General features: G+C 56.9%; 17 protein-coding genes. 11 read left to right on the forward strand and 6 right to left on the reverse strand.

All coding sequences use genetic code 11. The features are described from left to right. Positions 1-27: 27 nt before the first annotated feature. Together trmFO and K3727_11480 are read right to left on the reverse strand one after the other, a co-directional pair. Positions 28-1374 (reverse strand): methylenetetrahydrofolate--tRNA-(uracil(54)-C(5))-methyltransferase (FADH(2)-oxidizing) TrmFO, encoded by a 1347-nt coding sequence (gene trmFO, locus K3727_11475; protein UWQ89450.1) that lies wholly within the window; start codon positions 1372-1374, stop codon positions 28-30. A 433-nt stretch (positions 1375-1807) separates the two neighbouring features. Next, positions 1808-2596 (reverse strand): enoyl-CoA hydratase, encoded by a 789-nt coding sequence (locus K3727_11480; protein ID UWQ89451.1) that lies wholly within the window; start codon positions 2594-2596, stop codon positions 1808-1810. Positions 2597-2654: 58 nt separating this feature from the next. On the opposite strand from K3727_11480, the gene K3727_11485 reads away from it, so the two are divergent. Beyond that, positions 2655-3077 carry a PaaI family thioesterase gene (locus K3727_11485; protein ID UWQ89452.1) on the forward strand — a complete coding sequence of 141 codons (423 nt, stop codon included), beginning with the start codon at positions 2655-2657 and terminating at the stop codon, positions 3075-3077. A gap of 74 nt (positions 3078-3151) precedes the next feature. On the opposite strand, the gene speE is transcribed toward K3727_11485, so the two are convergent. The 3 genes from speE to K3727_11500 all read right to left on the reverse strand — a co-directional run bounded on the left by speE (position 3152) and on the right by K3727_11500 (position 4960). Continuing rightward, entirely contained in the window at positions 3152-4003 is an 852-nt protein-coding gene (speE, locus tag K3727_11490; protein UWQ89453.1) for a polyamine aminopropyltransferase, read from the reverse strand. Further along, on the reverse strand, positions 4000-4506 hold the full coding sequence (speD, locus tag K3727_11495) for an adenosylmethionine decarboxylase (protein UWQ89454.1): 507 nt from the start codon (positions 4504-4506) through the stop codon (positions 4000-4002). Before speD ends, speE begins: the two co-directional genes overlap by 4 nt. A 220-nt stretch (positions 4507-4726) precedes the next feature. Continuing rightward, positions 4727-4960, reverse strand: coding sequence for a DUF1127 domain-containing protein (locus K3727_11500; GenBank protein ID UWQ89455.1), 234 nt, complete (start codon positions 4958-4960; stop codon positions 4727-4729). Between the two features lie 96 nt (positions 4961-5056). On the opposite strand from K3727_11500, the gene K3727_11505 reads away from it, so the two are divergent. The 10 genes from K3727_11505 to K3727_11550 all read left to right on the forward strand — a co-directional run bounded on the left by K3727_11505 (position 5057) and on the right by K3727_11550 (position 14089). Continuing rightward, entirely contained in the window at positions 5057-6463 is a 1407-nt protein-coding gene (locus K3727_11505; GenBank protein ID UWQ89456.1) for a PLP-dependent aminotransferase family protein, read from the forward strand. A gap of 164 nt (positions 6464-6627) precedes the next feature. Then, complete coding sequence (gene rplM, locus K3727_11510) at positions 6628-7086, forward strand: 50S ribosomal protein L13 (protein UWQ89457.1); 459 nt, start codon at positions 6628-6630, stop codon at positions 7084-7086. Between the two features lie 6 nt (positions 7087-7092). Next, the gene (rpsI, locus tag K3727_11515; GenBank protein ID UWQ89458.1) at positions 7093-7578 is read left to right on the forward strand and encodes a 30S ribosomal protein S9; all 486 of its coding nucleotides are present in this window, start codon (positions 7093-7095) and stop codon (positions 7576-7578) included. A 307-nt stretch (positions 7579-7885) separates the two neighbouring features. Further along, positions 7886-8665, forward strand: coding sequence for a glucose-1-phosphate cytidylyltransferase (rfbF, locus tag K3727_11520; GenBank protein ID UWQ89459.1), 780 nt, complete (start codon positions 7886-7888; stop codon positions 8663-8665). Next, positions 8662-9702 (forward strand): CDP-glucose 4,6-dehydratase, encoded by a 1041-nt coding sequence (rfbG, locus tag K3727_11525; protein UWQ89460.1) that lies wholly within the window; start codon positions 8662-8664, stop codon positions 9700-9702. The genes rfbF and rfbG overlap by 4 nt, the downstream gene beginning before the upstream one ends. Beyond that, complete coding sequence (gene rfbC, locus K3727_11530) at positions 9699-10241, forward strand: dTDP-4-dehydrorhamnose 3,5-epimerase (GenBank protein UWQ89461.1); 543 nt, start codon at positions 9699-9701, stop codon at positions 10239-10241. The genes rfbG and rfbC overlap by 4 nt, the downstream gene beginning before the upstream one ends. Next, the gene (locus tag K3727_11535) at positions 10238-11455 is read left to right on the forward strand and encodes a class I SAM-dependent methyltransferase (protein UWQ89462.1); all 1218 of its coding nucleotides are present in this window, start codon (positions 10238-10240) and stop codon (positions 11453-11455) included. Before rfbC ends, K3727_11535 begins: the two co-directional genes overlap by 4 nt. Further along, the gene (locus K3727_11540) at positions 11455-12282 is read left to right on the forward strand and encodes an NAD(P)-dependent oxidoreductase (GenBank protein ID UWQ89463.1); all 828 of its coding nucleotides are present in this window, start codon (positions 11455-11457) and stop codon (positions 12280-12282) included. The genes K3727_11535 and K3727_11540 overlap by 1 nt, the downstream gene beginning before the upstream one ends. Beyond that, on the forward strand, positions 12279-13322 hold the full coding sequence (locus tag K3727_11545; protein ID UWQ89464.1) for a methyltransferase domain-containing protein: 1044 nt from the start codon (positions 12279-12281) through the stop codon (positions 13320-13322). The genes K3727_11540 and K3727_11545 overlap by 4 nt, the downstream gene beginning before the upstream one ends. Beyond that, the gene (locus K3727_11550) at positions 13319-14089 is read left to right on the forward strand and encodes a cephalosporin hydroxylase family protein (protein UWQ89465.1); all 771 of its coding nucleotides are present in this window, start codon (positions 13319-13321) and stop codon (positions 14087-14089) included. Before K3727_11545 ends, K3727_11550 begins: the two co-directional genes overlap by 4 nt. Here K3727_11550 and K3727_11555 read toward each other — a convergent pair. Beyond that, on the reverse strand, positions 14084-15340 hold the full coding sequence (locus K3727_11555; GenBank protein UWQ89466.1) for a glycosyltransferase: 1257 nt from the start codon (positions 15338-15340) through the stop codon (positions 14084-14086). The two genes, K3727_11550 and K3727_11555, sit on opposite strands and share 6 nt — an antisense overlap.

The following is a 15340-nucleotide window of genomic DNA, read 5'->3' on the forward strand; positions in this document are numbered from 1 at the left end:
CCAGTTGCAAGTGACAGCCAGGACCCGTTATGGGCCGATTTCGCCAAGCCAATCGGTCCACACGGATTTTGCACGGTCGGTATAGGCCTTGTAGCGGTCCTTGCGTCCTCGGCGGCCACCTTTGAGCCCATCAACCGGGCGGAACAGGCCAAAGTTGACGTTCATGGGTTGAAAGGTCTTGGCCTCGGCACCGCCCGTGATGTGATGGACCAAGGCACCCATGGCGCTGTCCTGTGGCACGACGGGACAGTCGCGGCCTAGGATTTCACAGGCGGCCATACGACCCGCAAGCAACCCCATGGCGGCGCTTTCGACATAGCCTTCGACTCCGGTGATCTGTCCGGCGAACCGAATGTGCGGCTTGGACTTTAACCGCATCTGAGCGTCCAGCAAAGTGGGCGAATTCAAAAAGGTATTCCGGTGGATGCCACCCAATCGGGCAAAGCTGGCATTCTCCAAACCGGGGATCATCCGCAGCACGTCGGTCTGGGCCCCGTATTTCATTTTTGTCTGGAACCCGACAATATTAAACAGCGTACCCAGCGCATTGTCTCGACGTAGCTGCACCACCGCATAGGGTTTGGTGTCGGGGTGGTGCGCATTGGTCAGGCCCACGGGTTTCATCGGGCCAAATCGCAATGTTTCGCGACCGCGTTCGGCCATGACTTCGATCGGCAGGCAGCCGTCAAAGTAGCCGGCGGTTTCACCATCGTGGAATTCGGTTTTATCCGCGGCCAACAGCGCGTCGATAAAGGCTTCGTACTGCGCCTTGTCCATCGGGCAGTTGAGGTAGGCGGTGCGCTCTTCTTCAGTTTCACCCTTGTCATAACGCGACTGCATCCAGGCCTGGGACATGTCGATGCTTTCGGCATAGATGATCGGGGCGATGGCGTCGAAAAAGGCCAACGCTTCGGCACCGGTTTCGGCCTGGATCGCCTGGCCCAAGGTGCCAGAAGTCAGCGGCCCGGTGGCAAAGATCCAGTTTCCTTCCGTAGGCAACGTGGTGATTTCTTCGTAGCTGACCGACACATTGGGGTGGGCTGTCAATTTGGCGGTAACGGTTTCGGCAAAGGGGTCGCGGTCGACGGCCAGGGCACCACCGGCGGGCAGACGATGCGCATCAGCCGTGGCCATGATCAACCCATTGGCCGCCCGCATTTCCCAATGCAGCAGGCCGACAGCATTTTGTTCGCTATCATCGGAACGGAACGAATTGGAACAAACCATCTCGCCCAGATGGCCGGTTTTATGGGCAAAGGTTTCGACCTTGGGGCGCATTTCATGGATTACCACCTGAACGCCCATTTCAGCAGCCTGCCAGGCCGCTTCGGATCCGGCCATGCCGCCGCCAACGATATGCAATATCTGTGTCATGAAGGGCGACATAGGGCAGGGCGCGGGATTGCGCAACTGCTGAGCAGTCATGAAAGAGTGCGGAATTGAACCGGACCCGTGGTGCAGGCCATTTTGTATGTGAAGGAAGAGAAGAGTATTTGGGGTCGCCGGGCGGGAATGTCGAACCGGGGAGAGAGACCCGGTTTGGAGGGACCTTCCGCCACTCGGCGACCCAAATGACTGCGGGTCATTTCGGACCCTGTCCAACCTTTGCCATAGTGTTGCCGTTTTTAAAAGACGGAAATTGGAAACAATTCTGCTGAATTGGCGAAACGATCCATCCCGGGTCGCCAATGTCCAGATTTCGCCCAATTTGAGAGAATTGATATCTCCCCGTAATTATTTGATTTATTTATAATAATGAGAAAAACTGGACAGCGACCCCGTGTCAACAGGGCCGCTAAAATGTGAATCAGCCTTGGTCCCAGTCTGGTTTGCGTTTGTCGACAAACGCGGCCATGCCTTCGATCGTATCCCGGTACAGCAGATTTTCGACAATCACGTCACTGGTATAGGCATAGGCCTGATCCATCGGCATCTGCAATTGTTCATAGAAAGCCTGTTTCCCGATCTTGACCGCTGCGCCCAGTTTTGAAGCGATGGTTTCTGCCAGGTGACGGGTTTCATCGACCAGTTGATCGGCCGGAACGGCGCGATTGAGCAGCCCCAATTCAACGGCGCGGTCCGCCTCGACAAAATGACCGGTGGTGAGCAGTTCAAACGCCTGTTTGCGTGGGATGTTCCGACTAAGCGCGACCATCGGGGTCGAACAGAACAGACCAATATTGACACCGTTGACCCCGAATCGCGTGCCATCGGCGGCGATGGCCAGATCGCAGGAGGCAACCAGCTGGCATCCGGCGGCAGTGGCAATACCGTGAACCTGGGCAATCACGGGCTGGGGCAGGGATTGCAGCCCCATCATGACGCTGGTGCAGCGGGCGAACAGGCTTTGAAAATAGGCGCGGCCGCCGTCTTCGTTTTGGCGCCCCGCTGTCATCTGTTTGATGTCATGGCCTGCGCAGAACGCCTTGCCCGCACCCGACAGGATGACCGCGCGAATGGTGGGATCATCGCGTAACGCGTCGATCTGGTCCTGCAACGCAGCCAGCATTTCGTCTGACAGCGCATTCATGCGCTCGGGTGCGTTCATCTTCAGATGGGCGATTGCCCCTGTGTCGTGACGTTCCAGAATTGTCATCTTGCCCTTCTCCCTTGGCTTGGGGCAACTCTAGGGGGAGAATACAGAAAGGAAAAGCATGGCTCTGGCCCTGAACCGTGACGAATTGACCAAATATCTGGCCGAGGTATTTCCACAGGTCAAAGAAGACTTTGCCATTGATGTGCTGAGCGACGAGGGCGTGACCATGCGCCTGTTGACGGCCGAACGACACTTGCGCCCCGGGGGAACTGTTTCCGGCCCGTCGATGTTCGCGTTGGCAGATGTTTCCGTCTATGCGCTGGTGCTGTCGCGGCTGGGGAAAAAGGCCTTGGCCGTGACCACAAATTGTTCGCTTGATTTCATGCGCAAACCCGAGGCAGGGGCCGATGTCGTGGCGCAGGCCCGATTGCTGAAATTGGGCCGGACCCTGGCCGTGGGGGATGTGCACATGTTCTCCGAAGGATCGGACAAAATCGTGGCCCGGTCTACCATGACCTATTCCATTCCACCTGAACGTTGAGGCCTGACAGAACAGAAAAAGCCCCGAAACCAACGGCTTGCGGGGCTTTTGTTATTTATGGTTGCCGGGTTTGATCAGGGGATCAGCTTTTTGACATACCCGGGCAGGGCAAAGGCAGCCTTGTGGATTTCCGGGTTGTAATAGTCGCACTCTAAACCGGCGGCGGCAAAACGCGCCTGAACGGTGGGCAAATCCACGGTGCGCCCTTTGTTCGAATGGCTGCCCCAGCCAAACGCCATCGGTCCACCCGCATAGGTGGGGATCGACGCGATATAACAGGACGCATCACAAAACAGCGCCTGAAAGGCCCGCATGGTGTTGGTCAGCTCGTCGCCCTGCATGAACGGCACGCCGTTCTGGGTGACGATGATACCATCCGGGGTCAGGGCGCGGGCCGCGTGGCCATAGAAGGTGTCTGTGAACAGCACTTCGCCCGGGCCAATGGGGTCGGTTGAATCGACGATGATCACGTCGAACTTGTCCTGCGTGTCACGCATGAACGCAGCGCCGTCGTTGATCACCAGTGTCAAACGCGGATCGTCAAAGGCACCTTGGCTGAGCATCGGCAGATACTCTTTCGAGAAATCCACCACACCAGCGTCAATTTCGACCATGGTGACGTGTTCGACCGACTGGTGACGCAGCGCCTCGCGGGCCATGCCGCCGTCGCCGCCACCAATGATCAAAACACGTTTTGCATTGCCATGCGCCAGAATTGGCACATGGGTCAGCATCTCGTGATAGATGAAGTTGTCGCCTTCGGTGGTTTGCACCACATCGTCCAGCGTCAGGATGCGGCCGAATTGGCCGTTCTGGAACACCTTCAGGCGTTGGTGTTCGGTCTTGCTGTCATACAGCATCTCGTCCACACGCAGGGACTGCGCATAGTGGGCGTGCAGCTTTTCGGTGATCCAGGTTTCGCTCATGCCGCAACTTCCTTGGCAATCAGCTCCTCTCCGCGCAGCAGTTCACGCACTTCGACCTGATCGGTGTCAAAAGCGGCCTTCAGCACGTCAACAGCTTTCCATGGTTCTGCATCGCCACACATGAACACGTCAAACGCGCCATAGCCGATTTCCGGCCATGTGTGCACCGAGATGTGGCTTTCGGCCAGTACGGCCACGCCCGACACACCCTGAGGCGAGAATTTATGGGTGTGGATGTGCAGCAGCGTAGCACCACAAACATCGACGCAATCACGGAACGCCTGCTGGATGCGGGTTTCGCAGTCCAGGCCTGTTCCCTTCATCACTTCGATGATCAGGTGGGTTCCGGCAAAAATCTTGCCGTCACGACGGATAAAGTGATCTTCGCGATCTGCTTCTACAACAGCATCGATGTTCGCAGCCGTCAGACCGCGTGTGGTATCTTCCTCTTGGGCGCCTGTCTCCAGACCGATCCCCAGTTGGAAGAGGTTGGCGTCCTTCATGACACTCCCCTTCGTTCCAGTAGATGACAATCCAGCCGGCCCTTAGCGCCCCCCCGAATAAGAGTTCAGGGTTGGGATCGGTACCGAAAGTGAGGCGCAGATATGGCGCATCCCGGATTCGATCAAGCAAATTCTTTGGTTTGCTGTGGAAAACTTGCCACAGGCAAAAAAAGGGCCGGGGTTTCCCCCGGCCGTCAGGTGGTTCTGGCTATCCCGGGGATCATGGGCGCCAGAACGGAAGAGTCGCTTGATAATGTGCCTCGGCGCGGGTCAACCCGATGTCCTGCAACTGTTCGGGCGTCAGGTGACGCAGATGTTTGCGTGTGCGTTGGCGCAGGGTCCATTTGGTGACCAGGACTGCGAAACCGACGGCCCACTGCGCCAGAACGGGCAGGGCGGGGCGGCTGTTGAGGTAAGCCATATGGGGGGAGGCTATGTGTGCAGTGTTGGTCATCTTGGTGGTCCCGTAAATTGTATTGATACATTCCTGTAGATTTGCTACAAAGATTTGATACAATGAATCACATATGTCGTCCAAGGAAGGATTGTAATGGATACAATTTGGCCAGAGACGCTCGGAAAAGCGAGCGGTCCTAAGTACAAGATTGTATCGGATACAATTCGCAAGGCGGTTGATCAGGGTGCATTGGAAACCGGAGCCAAGCTGCCGCCAGTGCGCGAATTGGCCTATCGTCTCAGCATCACGCCCGGTACAGTCGCGCGCGCCTATACGGTCCTGACCGAAGAAGGCGTGTTGCAAGCCGAGGTTGGCCGCGGGACCTTTGTGGCGGATCCGGTCAAACCAACACCGGATGATGTCTGGGCACGGCAGCTGGATTTGACCGGCGGCAAACCCGGCAACATGGTCAGCCTGTTCAGCCCGCGATTGCCGGATGTCGGTCAAGTGTCTGCACTGCGCGAAGCTTTGGTCAAGGTCGCGGAAACAACAGATCCGCATGATTTTCTGAACTACCCGACACGCAGCGCGTATCGGGCCACCCGTCAGGCAGCCGTGGATTGGCTGTCGGATTTGCCACTGGGGTCGTTGACCGATCGGGATCTGGTTTTGACCCACGGGGGACAGAATGGGTTGCTGGTTACTTTGCAGACCATTCTGTATGGACCCAATCCGGTCGTTTTGGTCGAAGACCTATCTTATGCCGGGTTCCGGCGCGCCGCCGATTTGTTGCGCGCGCAGGTGGTGGGTGTTGAAATGGATGAACAGGGGATCATTCCTGAATCGCTGGAGATGATGGCGCGCCGCACCCGGGCGCAGGTGGTCTGCACATCCCCCGAGGTACATAATCCAACCGGTGCCCACACACCGCTGGCCCGACGCAAGGAAATTGTGGATGTGGCGCGGCGGTTGGACCTGCAGATTGTCGAGGATGATTGTTACCGCGTAGGAGAGGCACGCGCGCCCAGTTATCGGGCGCTGGCCCCGGAACGTGGATGGCATGTGTCGTCGATTTCCAAGACATTGACACCCGCGTTGCGCGTTGGGTTTGCAATTGCCCCACAGGACAAGGGTCCGGATCTGCGGCGCACTGCCGAACACGGGTATTTTGGATTGGCGCAGCCGCTCAAGGAGCTGGTTTTTGTCCTGCTGACCGACCCCAGGACCCGCCAGTTGGCCCGGGACGTCCAGGCGGTGATCGAAGAATATGTGCGCGTTGCCGTCAACATGCTGGGGGCCTTTGATTTGGTTTGGGATGCAAAGGTTCCATTTGTCTGGCTGCACCTACCGCCGGGATGGCGTGCAGCAGCGTTCACCCGGGCGGCTGAGGCCGAAGGGGTGCAGATCCGGTCGGCAGATGAATTTGCCCTCCGAGACGGGCGCGCACCCCACGCAGTGCGGATCGCGATCAATGGTCAGGTTCCGATTTCCGTGTTCGAAGATGCCATGCAGCGGCTGCGGGCGTTGCTGGACAACCCGCCAGAGCAGATCAGCGTCTGATTTATGGGGTATTATAATACCTAATTTCTAACCTATTGAAAATGTTTGACTAAAATAGATTTACTGGTGTTGACTGGACCAAGGGATCCCCGTAAACCCCGTCCATCGAATTCGGACGGTTCGCCTGGCGGGCCGTCCTTCACGTCAAACAGGATTTACCTGCCATGAAAACCTTTTCTGCAACACCTGCAGATATCGACAAGAAATGGATCCTGATCGACGCCGAAGGCGTTGTTCTGGGCCGTCTGGCGTCGATTGTGGCCATGCGTCTGCGTGGCAAGCATAAAGCGTCGTTCACTCCGCATATGGATATGGGCGACAACGTCATCATCATCAACGCCGAAAAGATCCAGATGACCGGCAAGAAGCGCGAAGAGCACTTCTACTGGCACACGGGTCACCCCGGTGGGATCAAGTCGCGCACCAAACAGCAGATTCTGGACGGCGCTCACCCTGAGCGTGTTGTCATGCAGGCTGTCAAGCGCATGCTGCCCGGCAACCGTCTGGCGCGCCAGCAGATGACCAACCTGCGTATTTATGCCGGTGATCAGCACCCGCATGAAGCCCAGGCCCCCGAAGTTCTGGACGTCAAGTCCATGAACAAGAAGAACACGCGGAGCTAATGACCGATGGTTGATCAGATCAATACTCTCGAAGAGCTGAGCGCCGTCGCAGGCGTCGAAGCAGTGGCCGAAGAAATCGTTTCGCGCGAACCCGTGCGTGACGAGCTGGGCCGTTCCTATGCCACAGGCAAGCGTAAAGACGCTGTCGCACGCGTTTGGATCAAGCCGGGCTCCGGCAAGGTCATCGTCAACGGCAAGGACCAGGACAAGTACTTTGCCCGTCCGGTTCTGCAGTTGATCCTGCGCCAGCCATTCCAGGTTGCCGGTGTCGAAGGCGAATTCGACGTCTTTGCAACCGTCAAAGGTGGCGGCCTGACCGGTCAGGCCGGTGCGGTCAAGCACGGCATCTCCAAAGCCCTGCAGCTGTACAACCCGTCGCTGCGTGGCGCACTGAAAGCTGCTGGCTTCCTGACCCGTGACTCGCGCGTTGTGGAACGTAAGAAGTTTGGTAAGGCAAAAGCCCGTAAGAGCTTCCAGTTCTCCAAGCGTTAATCTTCGAGTTCGAGATTTTGGAAAAGGCCGCGCCGTTCAGCGCGGCCTTTTTTGTGCGGCGTCCGTTTTCAAAAGGGGCGCCAGGGCGCATACGGTTCATCTGCGTTCTGGCCACGCAGGCCCCGGGGGACGCTGTCCCCCAAACCCCCTGAGGTATTTGGAACCAGAAAGAAGCAGGATCCAACCCGGGAAAGAGCGGTGCGCGATGCATGGCTTGCGCGGCTGTCCGGGGTGGCAAATGGTTGTGACGCCTGAACAATCGGTGTAACCCAGAGAACAAGATATATCAGACCGATTGGATGGGCCTTTGAAGACTGTCATTCTTGCCGGAGGATTGGGGACGCGGATCAGCGAAGAATCCCATTTGCGTCCCAAACCCATGATCGAAATCGGCGGGCGACCCATTCTGTGGCACATCATGAAGCTGTATGGCCACCACGGGATCAATGAGTTCGTGATTTGTTGCGGCTACAAGGGGTATATGATCAAGGAGTATTTCGCGAATTACTTTTTGCATATGTCCGATGTGACCATTGATCTGAGTGACAATTCAATGGAAGTGCACAATCAGGCCGCGGAACCGTGGAAAATCACATTGATTGACACCGGCGAACTGACCCAGACCGGGGGACGTATTGCCCGCGTTGCCCCCTATTTGAATGACACGTTTTGCCTGACATATGGCGATGGGGTTTCCAATGTCGATATCGCAGGTCTGGTGGCGTTTCACAGGGCACAGCGCACCGAGGCGACCGTGACGGCTATTCAGCCAGCAGGGCGGTTCGGTGCCTTGGGGATCGAAGGTGATCGGGTGACGTCTTTTCAGGAGAAACCGCAGGGTGACAATCGGTGGATCAACGGTGGGTTCATGGTGTGTGAACCGTCGATCTTTGACCGGTTGGATGGGGACTCCTGTATCTTTGAGAAAGCACCGTTGGAGAGTTTGGCGCGGGATCGTCAGTTGAGCCTGTGGAAACACACGGGATTCTGGATGGCGATGGACACGTTGCGCGACAAGACCCAGTTGGAAGAGATGTGGGCCACGGACAAAGCCCCCTGGAAGGTCTGGGAGCCGCTGCGCGGATGAGTTTCTGGTCGGGAAAACGGGTTCTGGTCACGGGGCACACCGGATTCAAGGGGAGCTGGCTGTCACTTTGGTTGTGTGAGCTGGGAGCCGAGGTCTTTGGTCTGGCGTTGGAGCCGGACACAGAGCCAAGCCTGTTTGAACAGTTGCAACTGGCCGAGCGGATGGATCACCGGATTGGCGATATCCGCGATGCCGTCGTGCTGAGCGAGCGGGTGAAAGAGGTGCAGCCGGATGTCGTGTTCCATCTGGCGGCGCAGCCGTTGGTATTGGCGTCCTATGATGATCCGCTTGAGACCTGGGACACCAATGTCATGGGCACGGCCCATATGCTGGACGCCTTGCGTCAACTGGACAAATTATGCGCCGCGGTGATGATCACAACTGACAAGGTTTATGAGAACCGCGAATGGATGCATCCCTATCGTGAGGACGACCGGCTGGGGGGGCATGATCCTTATTCCGCATCCAAGGCCGCCTGTGAGCTGGTGATTTCGAGTTATCGCAAGTCATTCTTCAAGGACCGTCCGGTTCAATTGGCATCCGCCCGGGCCGGCAATGTCATCGGTGGTGGCGATTGGGCCGAAAACAGGCTCCTGCCAGATATCATCCGGGCCTTGTCCGTCGGAAAACCGGTCGCGGTGCGGAACCCGCACGCGCGCCGTCCGTGGCAACATGTGTTGGAGCCATTGTCGGGGTATCTGCGGTTGGCCGAACATATGGTCAAGCGGCAGCATTATGTAAACGCGTATAATTTTGGCCCTGAGGCCGCGGATGTGAAATCGGTTGGCGATCTGGTTCTGGGTGCGTTGGCACATTGGCCGGGGCAATGGTTGGACAAATCCGACCCCGACGCGCGCCACGAAGCCGGATTGCTGAGCCTGGGCATTGAACAGGCGCGATCGGATCTGCGGTATTCACCGCGCTGGGATTTTGCGCAGGGGTTGCACAAGACCGTCGATTGGTACCGCGCCGTGCATGAAGGCGAGGATCCGCTGGTCATCACACGACGCCAGATTGCAGAGTTTGGTGCGCCATGATCTTTGACCCGCTTGCTCTGTCCGGGGCCTGGGAAATCAAACTGCAGCGGCGCGAGGATGATCGCGGTTTTTTTGCCCGGATGTATTGCGACACTGAATTTGATGCCCATGGGTTGAATACCACATGGGTGCAAATGAACGTGTCGATGAGCCGGGAGTGCGGCACATTGCGCGGCCTGCATTTTCAACGAGAACCGGCGGCCGAAGTCAAAGTGGTGCGGGCGCTGCGTGGGCGGGCCTGTGATGTGATCGTGGACCTGCGTGCTGGCTCCGCGACGTTCGGACAAAGCTGTAGCGTCATTCTGGACCAGGATGCGTTGAACGCCATCTATGTACCCAAAGGGTTCGCCCATGGATTCCAGACCTTGGAACCTGACACCGAATTGCAATATCTTCATTCCACCGCCTATGCCCCTGGGCACGAAGGCGGCATCAATCCGCTGGATCCTGCCCTGAACATCAATTGGCCGCTGGCGGTCAGCAACATGTCGGAGCGGGATCGCAATTTGCCTGCGCTACAGGAGTGCGCGCCGTTATGACTCAGACTTGCCGCCATTGTGACACGCCGTTGACGCTGGATTTTCTGGATCTGGGGTTTGCGCCCCCGTCGAACGCCTATGTCGCGCCTCAGGGTCTGTCGCAACCTGAAATGACCTTTCCTTTGCGGATCAAGGCCTGTCCGAACTGTCGTCTGGTGCAGACCGAAGATTTTGCGGCCGCTGATCAGTTGTTTACTGACGAGTATGCCTATTTTTCGTCGATGTCGCGCAGTTGGCTGGATCATGCCTCGCGCTATGTGGCGATGATCACCGAACGGCTTGGGCTGGACGCGACCAGCCATGTGATCGAAGTCGCGTCCAACGATGGCTATCTGCTCAGGAATTTTGTTGCCTCGGGTATTCCCTGTTTGGGAGTCGAACCGACTGAAAGCACCGCCAAAGCCGCCGAAGCATTGGGGGTTCCGGTGCTTCAGACGTTTTTTGGCGAGAAGATGGCCGCGGATCTGCCAAGGTCCGATTTGGTTCTGGGTAATAACGTCTATGCGCATGTCCCTGATATCAATGATTTTACCCGCGGATTATACGCTGTCTTGAAACCTCAGGGTGTGGTGACATTGGAGTTCCCGCATCTGATGCGGTTGGTCGAATTCAACCAGTTCGACACGGTGTATCATGAACATTTTTCGTATCTGTCGCTGATGGCCGTCGAACATGTCATGCAGGCTGCGGGATTGCGTGTGTTTGACGTCGAAGAGCTGGCGACACATGGGGGCAGTCTGCGGATCTATGCCTGCCGAACGGACGCCGAATACGCCGAAACCCAGGCTGTGGCGGCTGTCCGGGCCGAAGAGGCCGCGCGGGGTATGGATACGGATGCCTATTACACCGCGTTTCAGGCCAAGGCAGAACGGGTCAAGGATGATTTCCTGCGCTTTCTGTTGCAGGCCAAGGCCGAGGGAAAATCTGTTGCGGCCTATGGCGCTGCGGCCAAGGGCAATACGTTAATGAACTTTGCAGGTGTCAAACCTGACCTGGTGCCTTTTGTATGTGATGCTGCGCCGTCCAAACAGGGAATGCTGATGCCGGGAAGTCATGTGCCGATCCTGGCACCAGGGGCGCTGTCCGATGCACGGCCCGACTATCTGGTGATTTTTCCCTGGAACATCGGTGCCGAAATCATGGAGCAGAACCGGGCTCTTGCGGATCAGGGGACACAGTTCGTCACCGCAGTTCCTGAGCTGAAAGTGCTGTAATGGGACGGGTTCTGGTCACAGGAGCCACCGGGTTTGTCGGGCAGGCCGTGATCCGGGGGCTGGCGGCGCACGGTGCCGATGTTGTCTGTGTCAATCGCACTGGCGGTAACATTAAAAATTGCGTTCAAATTATTGAAACAATGGATGTTTTTTCGCACGGAATTGAATGGTGGACTGAAACCTGTCAAGATGTCGATATGGTGATCCATGTGGCGTGGTATGCGGAGCCGGGCAAATATCTGACCTCGGACAAGAACCTCGACTGTCTGTCCGGTACGCTCAATCTGGCACGTGGCGCGGCGCTGGCGGGGGTGCGAAAATTTGTCGGGGTCGGCACCTGCTTTGAATATGATCTGGCACCGGGAGAGTTGAGCGTCTCGACCCGGTTGAACCCGGTCACACCCTATGCAGCAGCCAAGGCGTCAACCTATGTGACACTGAATCAATACCTGCCGTTACAGGGGGTCGAATTCCTGTGGGCGCGGCTGTTCTATCTTTATGGTCAGGGCGAAGATCCCCGTCGCCTGGTGCCTTATCTGCATCAACAGATGCAGGCCGGGGAACGGGCGGATCTGACCAGCGGCACTCAGGTGCGTGACTTCATGGATGTGGATGATGCGGCGGCGCTGTTGCTGGAGGATGCGTTCAGCAACCGGACAGGTGCCACCAATATCGCCAGCGGGCAGGGGATCACGGTACGCGCTCTGGCGGAACAGATAGCGGATCACTATGGTCGCCGTGACCTGTTGAATTTTGGCGCACGCCCCGACAATCTGACCGATCCGCCCTGTGTAATCGGTCTGCGCGATACGGAGACCAGGATATGACCCAACGCGTGCTGTATGAAGCAGTGGACTTTCCGATCTTTCAAAACCGCATGTATGACACTGTGGAGGCAGCCCACGCCTGTCCCCGTGGTCAAATCCGGATTGTCGAGGATCAGAAGACCGGGCTGGTCTATAACGCGGCCTTTGATCCCGACCTGATGGTCTATGATGCGGCCTATCAGAATGAACAGGGCAATTCGGTTCCGTTCAGGGCGCATCTGAATTGGGCTGCTGATCTGGTTCGGGCCACAATGGGCGACCGATTGATCGAAGTGGGCTGTGGCAAGGGTACGTTTCTGGAAATGCTGGCCGAGCGCGGTGCCGACATCACAGGGTTTGACCCGACATATGAAGGGGACGACCCGCGGATCGAAAAACTCTACTTTGGGCCCGACGTCGGCATGAACGGCGATGGGTTGGTGTTGCGCCATGTTTTGGAGCACATCCAGAATCCGGTCGACTTTCTGATGCAGCTCGCCGAGGCGAACGGCGGGCAGGGGCTGATTTACATCGAGGTCCCCTGTCTGGATTGGATCTGTGACAATCGGGCGTGGTTCGATCTGTTTTACGAGCACGTGAATTATTTCCGGCTCGACGATTTTTACAAGATCTTTGGCCGTGTGGTTGAGGCTGGAAATTGTTTTGGCGGTCAGTATCTGTATGTCGTTGCTGATTTGGCAACATTAAAGAAGCCGGTCTATGACGATGAAAACACAGTAAGTTTTCCAGATGACTTCACCGATAGCCTGACGGCCGCCAATAGCAGTGATCACGATGTGGTCTGGGGGGGCGCGTCCAAGGGGCTGATCTTTTCCATGTTGCGCGCGCGGGCCGGCCGTCCGGTTGCGGGTGTCATCGACATCAACCCCGCCAAACAGGGCAAGTTTCTGGCCGGAACCGGGTTGCGCGTCAGTGCCCCAAACGAGCTGCTTCCAAATCTGTCACCAGAGGCACGAATACTGGTGATGAACCCGAACTATACCAAGGAAATCAAAGAGATGTCCGGTAATGCTTTTACATATGTCGAGGTGGGCAAATGAGCGACTTTAAATCCGATATTCCCAAACGTATTGCAGAAATGCGGGGCAATGATGCACTGACCAAACCGGGGCTCGACTTTCTGCGTGCCTCGGCGGTGGCAGAGTATTCTTACAACTACCATTGGATGGATCGCCCGATCATTCAGTACCCGCAAGACATCGTGGCCATGCAGGAACTGATCTGGGAGATCAAACCGGATCTGATCGTGGAAATGGGTATTGCTCATGGCGGATCGTTGATCTTTTCCGCCTCGATGCTGGCTATGATGGATATGGTGGACGCGATCGAAGCTGGCTCCACGATGGATCCCGCCAAATCCGCGCGCAAGGTTCTGGGCGTGGACGTGGACATTCGTGCCCACAACCGCGCAGCGATGGACGCCCACCCAATGCGTTCACGCATCGAAATGATCGAAGGGTCGTCGGTCGACGATGCCATCATCCAGCAGGTTCATGATTTTGCCAAGGATTACAACCGTATCCTGGTGTGTCTGGACAGCAATCACACCCACGATCACGTCCGGGCCGAACTGGAAGCCTATGCGCCATTGACATCAGTGGGCAGCTATTGCGTGGTGTTCGACACGCTGATCGAAGACATGGCCGAAGACGCCTATCCCAACCGCCCATGGGGCAAAGGGGACAACCCGAAAACCGCCGTCTGGGATTATTTAAAGACCCACCCGGAATTCGAGATCGACAAGGATATCCCGGACAAGCTGCAGATTACTGTTGCCCACGACGGTTTCCTCAAACGGGTGTCATAATTCCCGCTTGAAGTCTTTTGACCGGCGTTTGGCAGCAGCCCAGGCGCCGGATTGGTTTTGCGTTCCCTGCAGGATCGCGTCCAGATCCTGACCCAGCACCTGGTCCATCACCATAGCCGCCGTATGCACGGTGTTTTCTCCGTTGATTTCTGCGGACAGGCGGAACGAACGGAGCTGGGATTTGATCCGATCCCAGCGTTCGGCCAGCGTGCGTTTGGCGCGGGGCGGCATCTGTTGCGCCGCCGCCAGCGCTGCGTCTGTGCCAGTACGTTCGGCATGGGTGCGCAGAATATCAAGAATACGGGCAGTCTCTTCGGGTTTGGTCTGAGTGGCGTTCAGCGAAAATTGATACCAATCTTCGTAACTTGGGCTGGGATCGCTAAATCCACTGCGGTCCCGCAGAGTTTCCAGGGTCGAAAAATAGACCAGATGTACGGTCAACGCGTGATCAATGATATCGTCATACGGATCGGCGCGGTTCTCCGCAGCAAAGCTGTGCCCGATTTTTTCGCTGGCGGACCCTTTTTTGGGGCCAGAATGCGCGCCACCGGTGCTGGCCGGACCATAGCCGTTGATGGTGAACGGATGCGCAACAGAAAGAAATTTTCCCCCCACATAGGTGCTGCGAAACTGGAAATTCACATCTGGAATGGTGCTGTCAAAAAACACGCCCGGGCTGGGTTGGTTGCGGTTCAGATAGGCACGAGATACGCAGCCATGATAGATGTTCGGCGTCGGGTTCAGCTGCCCCAACTGGCACCGCATCAATGTGTCGATGTCGTCATGCGGATCATAGATCTTTGGCGCGCCAAAGCTGTTGTCCCTGTAGAACCGGATGCCGCCGGTCTTGTCCCCAAAGCCTTCGATGGGCCAGCCATAGGTGGCCTTGATCCAGCTCATCCCGTCGGGCCGGTGCTGGTCCAGCAGACGACGCAGGGCAGGGAACTGCCCCGGAAGAATGGCGTCATCATCCCCAAAGACGATCACATAATCACCCGAACTGGCCAGAATGGATCTATTGAAATTCTCGCGCATTGAGACGCGGGCATCTGATGGCAGATAAGTCAGACGTGAATCGTCAAAACCGGCGACGACGGCGTCGGTGCCATCGGTCGAAGCATTGTCGGCCACAATCAGTTCGATATCCGGATCGTCAATATCCAGCACGGTCTGGATCGACGATTTCAAATAGAACGCCCGTTCACGCGATGGGATGATGATGCTGATTTTCATGATGTTTGCTTGGGTCAT

It is taken from the genome of Rhodobacteraceae bacterium M382 (assembly GCA_025141015.1).
Taxonomy (GTDB): domain Bacteria; phylum Pseudomonadota; class Alphaproteobacteria; order Rhodobacterales; family Rhodobacteraceae; genus Aliisedimentitalea; species Aliisedimentitalea scapharcae.

What these genes read in the sequence shown, in the direction of transcription:
- trmFO (UWQ89450.1), bottom strand. Translation starts at nt 1,374, where the DNA reads ATGACACAGATATTGCATATCGTTGGCGGCGGCATGGCCGGATCCGAA.
- K3727_11480 (UWQ89451.1), bottom strand. Translation starts at nt 2,596, where the DNA reads ATGACAATTCTGGAACGTCACGACACAGGGGCAATCGCCCATCTGAAG.
- K3727_11485 (UWQ89452.1), top strand. Translation starts at nt 2,655, where the DNA reads ATGGCTCTGGCCCTGAACCGTGACGAATTGACCAAATATCTGGCCGAG.
- speE (UWQ89453.1), bottom strand. Translation starts at nt 4,003, where the DNA reads ATGAGCGAAACCTGGATCACCGAAAAGCTGCACGCCCACTATGCGCAG.
- speD (UWQ89454.1), bottom strand. Translation starts at nt 4,506, where the DNA reads ATGAAGGACGCCAACCTCTTCCAACTGGGGATCGGTCTGGAGACAGGC.
- K3727_11500 (UWQ89455.1), bottom strand. Translation starts at nt 4,960, where the DNA reads ATGACCAACACTGCACACATAGCCTCCCCCCATATGGCTTACCTCAAC.
- K3727_11505 (UWQ89456.1), top strand. Translation starts at nt 5,057, where the DNA reads ATGGATACAATTTGGCCAGAGACGCTCGGAAAAGCGAGCGGTCCTAAG.
- rplM (UWQ89457.1), top strand. Translation starts at nt 6,628, where the DNA reads ATGAAAACCTTTTCTGCAACACCTGCAGATATCGACAAGAAATGGATC.
- rpsI (UWQ89458.1), top strand. Translation starts at nt 7,093, where the DNA reads ATGGTTGATCAGATCAATACTCTCGAAGAGCTGAGCGCCGTCGCAGGC.
- rfbG (UWQ89460.1), top strand. Translation starts at nt 8,662, where the DNA reads ATGAGTTTCTGGTCGGGAAAACGGGTTCTGGTCACGGGGCACACCGGA.
- rfbC (UWQ89461.1), top strand. Translation starts at nt 9,699, where the DNA reads ATGATCTTTGACCCGCTTGCTCTGTCCGGGGCCTGGGAAATCAAACTG.
- K3727_11535 (UWQ89462.1), top strand. Translation starts at nt 10,238, where the DNA reads ATGACTCAGACTTGCCGCCATTGTGACACGCCGTTGACGCTGGATTTT.
- K3727_11540 (UWQ89463.1), top strand. Translation starts at nt 11,455, where the DNA reads ATGGGACGGGTTCTGGTCACAGGAGCCACCGGGTTTGTCGGGCAGGCC.
- K3727_11545 (UWQ89464.1), top strand. Translation starts at nt 12,279, where the DNA reads ATGACCCAACGCGTGCTGTATGAAGCAGTGGACTTTCCGATCTTTCAA.
- K3727_11550 (UWQ89465.1), top strand. Translation starts at nt 13,319, where the DNA reads ATGAGCGACTTTAAATCCGATATTCCCAAACGTATTGCAGAAATGCGG.
- K3727_11555 (UWQ89466.1), bottom strand. Translation starts at nt 15,340, where the DNA reads ATGACCCAAGCAAACATCATGAAAATCAGCATCATCATCCCATCGCGT.